This window comes from Pseudomonas sp. NPDC089569 (assembly GCF_050280625.1).
GTDB lineage: Bacteria > Pseudomonadota > Gammaproteobacteria > Pseudomonadales > Pseudomonadaceae > Aquipseudomonas.
Map to the genome: position 1 here is coordinate 1 of NZ_JBNNVQ010000206.1, position 3,652 is coordinate 3,652.

Here is a 3,652-nt window from a genome sequence, read left to right on the forward strand (position 1 = left end):
GCCCCGGTGCCGCCGGGCCTTCAAGAGTTGGCGGACGCCAGTGCCGAACCGGAAGAGCCCAAGGAAGAAACCAGCTTCCATACCTTGCTGCTGGATCCTCATCCAACCTCGACAATTTGTCTCGATTCGATGAATGGAGTGGCCAGGGCCTCACGCTCATTTATCGCAGAACTCAGTTACCACTGGAGTTCAGCGCTTCGGTCAGTGCAGCTTCCACTTCACTGGCGCTTACGCGCAACGGTTTGTCTGCATCACGGCGACGCTTGCGCTCGCTGTGATAAGCCAGACCGGTACCTGCCGGGATCAGACGACCCACGACCACGTTTTCTTTCAGGCCGCGCAGATAATCGCGCTTGCCGGTTACAGCTGATTCGGTCAGTACGCGTGTGGTCTCCTGGAAGGAGGCCGCCGAGATGAACGACTCGGTCGACAGCGACGCCTTGGTAATACCCAGCAGTACGCGGGTGAACTTGGCGATGAACTTGTCTTCCGTGTTCAGACGCTCGTTTTCTACCAGAACGTGAGTCAGTTCCATCTGGTCGCCCTTGATGAAGCTGGAATCGCCAGATTCGGAGATTTCAACTTTACGCAGCATCTGACGCAGGATGGTCTCGATGTGCTTGTCGTTGATCTTCACGCCTTGCAGACGGTAATCGTCCTGGATCTCGTTATCGATGTACTTGGCCAGCGCACTGACACCCAGCAGACGCAGGATGTCGTGTGGATCGCTAGGACCGTCGGAGATAACTTCGCCGCGGTTCACTTGTTCGCCTTCGAAGACGTTCAGGTGACGCCACTTCGGAATCAGCTCCTCGTATGGATCGCTACCGTCGTTCGGGGTGATAACCAGACGGCGCTTGCCCTTGGTCTCTTTACCGAACGCAATGGTGCCGCTGACTTCAGCCAGAATCGAGGCTTCTTTCGGACGACGAGCTTCGAACAAGTCGGCAACACGCGGCAGACCACCGGTGATGTCACGCGTCTTCGAGGTCTCTTGCGGAATACGAGCGATAACATCACCGATCGCGATTTTCGCACCGTCCGCCACACCGACCAGGGCGTTGGCAGGCAGGAAGTACTGTGCAATTACATCAGTGCCCGGCAGCAGAAGATCCTTGCCGTTGTCATCGACCATCTTCACAGCAGGACGGATATCCTTACCGGCAGCTGGACGATCTTTGACGTCAAGTACTTCAATGTTGGTCATACCGGTCAATTCGTCAGTCTGACGCTTGATCGTAATGCCTTCTTCCATGCCCACGTAGGTCACGTTACCTTTCATTTCAGTAACGATCGGGTGAGTGTGCGGATCCCACTTGGCCACGATGGCACCAGCGTCGACCTTGTCACCCTCTTTAACCGAAATTACAGCACCGTAAGGCAGCTTGTAACGCTCGCGCTCACGACCGAAGTCGTCAGCGATTGCCAGCTCGCCGGAACGGGACACGGCCACCAGGTGACCATCGACACGCTCAACGTGCTTGAGGTTGTGCAGACGGACAGTACCGCCGTTCTTCACCTGAACGCTGTCGGCTGCGGAAGTACGGCTTGCCGCACCACCGATGTGGAACGTACGCATCGTCAGCTGGGTACCCGGCTCACCGATGGACTTGGCAGCGATTACGCCGACCGCTTCACCGATGTTTACCAGGTGACCACGAGCCAGGTCACGGCCGTAGCACTTGGCGCAAATGCCATAACGGGTTTCGCAGCTGATCGGGGAACGCACGATCACTTCATCGATGCTGTTCAGCTCGATGAACTCAACCCACTTCTCGTCCACCAGAGTGCCAGCAGGAACGATGACGTCCTCGGTACCCGGCTTGAATACGTCGCGGGCAATAACACGACCCAATACGCGCTCACCCAATGGCTCTACAACGTCACCGCCTTCAATGTGCGGAGTCATCAGCAGACCGTGTTCGGTGCCGCAATCGATCTCGGTTACAACCAGATCCTGTGCAACGTCTACCAGACGACGAGTCAGGTAACCCGAGTTCGCCGTTTTCAACGCGGTATCCGCCAGACCTTTACGAGCACCGTGAGTGGAGATGAAGTACTGAAGTACGCTCAAACCTTCACGGAAGTTCGCAGTAATCGGCGTTTCGATGATGGAGCCGTCCGGCTTGGCCATCAGACCACGCATACCGGCCAGCTGACGAATCTGTGCTGCGGAACCCCGCGCACCCGAGTCGGCCATCATGTACATCGAGTTGAAGGACTCTTGATCAACTTCGTCGCCGTGGCGGTCGATGACTTTCTCTTTCGAGAGGTTGGCCATCATCGCCTTGGAAACTTCGTCGTTCGCCTTGGACCAAAGGTCGATCACCTTGTTGTACTTCTCACCCTGGGTTACCAGGCCAGAGGCGTACTGGCTCTCGATTTCCTTCACTTCGTCGGTAGCAGTACCGATGATGCGAGCCTTTTCATCCGGGATAACGAAGTCGTTAACGCCGATGGAAACGCCGGAAATGGTCGAGTAGGCGAAACCGGTGTACATCAACTGGTCAGCGAAGATCACGGTCTCTTTCAGACCCACCACGCGATAGCACTGGTTGATCAGCTTGGAGATCGCCTTTTTCTTCATCGGCAGGTTGACGACGTCAAACGACAGGCCTTTTGGCACAACCTGGAACAACAGCGCACGGCCGACAGTGGTGTCGACGATACGGGTGTTGGTCACGCTGCCGCCATCACGGTCGTTGACGGTTTCGGTGATCCGCACTTTGACTTTGGCATGCAGTGCGGCTTCGCCGGCACGGAACACACGGTCAACTTCCTGCAGATCCGCGAACACACGACCCTCGCCTTTGGCGTTGATCGCTTCACGAGTCATGTAGTACAGACCCAATACAACGTCCTGCGACGGAACGATGATTGGCTCACCGTTGGCTGGCGACAGAATGTTGTTGGTCGACATCATCAACGCACGCGCTTCGAGCTGGGCTTCCAGCGTCAGCGGTACGTGCACGGCCATTTGGTCACCGTCGAAGTCGGCGTTGTACGCGGCGCAGACCAGAGGGTGCAGCTGGATAGCCTTACCTTCGATCAGAACCGGTTCAAATGCCTGGATACCCAGACGGTGCAGCGTCGGTGCACGGTTGAGAAGCACTGGGTGTTCGCGAATCACTTCAGCGAGAACGTCCCAGACTTCCGGCAGCTCGCGCTCAACCATTTTCTTGGCAGCTTTGATGGTGGTAGCGAGACCACGCATTTCCAGCTTGCCGAAAATGAACGGTTTGAACAGCTCGAGAGCCATTTTCTTCGGCAGACCGCACTGGTGCAGACGCAGGGTCGGACCAACGGTAATTACCGAACGACCGGAGTAGTCAACACGCTTACCGAGCAAGTTCTGACGGAAACGACCCTGCTTACCCTTGATCATGTCAGCCAGGGATTTCAGAGGACGCTTGTTGGAACCTGTGATAGCGCGGCCACGACGACCGTTGTCGAGCAGTGCGTCGACGGCTTCCTGCAACATACGCTTTTCGTTGCGCACGATGATGTCCGGAGCGGACAGATCCAGCAGGCGCTTCAAACGGTTGTTACGGTTGATACCCCATGCCCGGTGCCAGGCCGACCGGCCAGTTGGCGTACAGGCCCATCAACAGGCAACCGAGCGCGGCGGCGATACACGTGGCGACGAACGCCG

At 56.9% G+C, this 3,652-nt stretch carries 3 pseudogenes; 1 reads left to right on the forward strand and 2 read right to left on the reverse strand.

The features are described 5' to 3' along the window. Positions 1-96 (forward strand): annotated as a pseudogene (locus ACQKP2_RS32175) (SMC-Scp complex subunit ScpB); the annotation flags it as partial. Between the two features lie 76 nt (positions 97-172). Here ACQKP2_RS32175 and rpoC read toward each other — a convergent pair. After that, a pseudogene (rpoC, locus tag ACQKP2_RS32180) lies at positions 173-3,556 on the reverse strand (DNA-directed RNA polymerase subunit beta'); the annotation flags it as partial. 1 nt (position 3,557) lies between these two features. Next, positions 3,558-3,652, reverse strand: a pseudogene (locus ACQKP2_RS32185) (hypothetical protein); the annotation flags it as partial.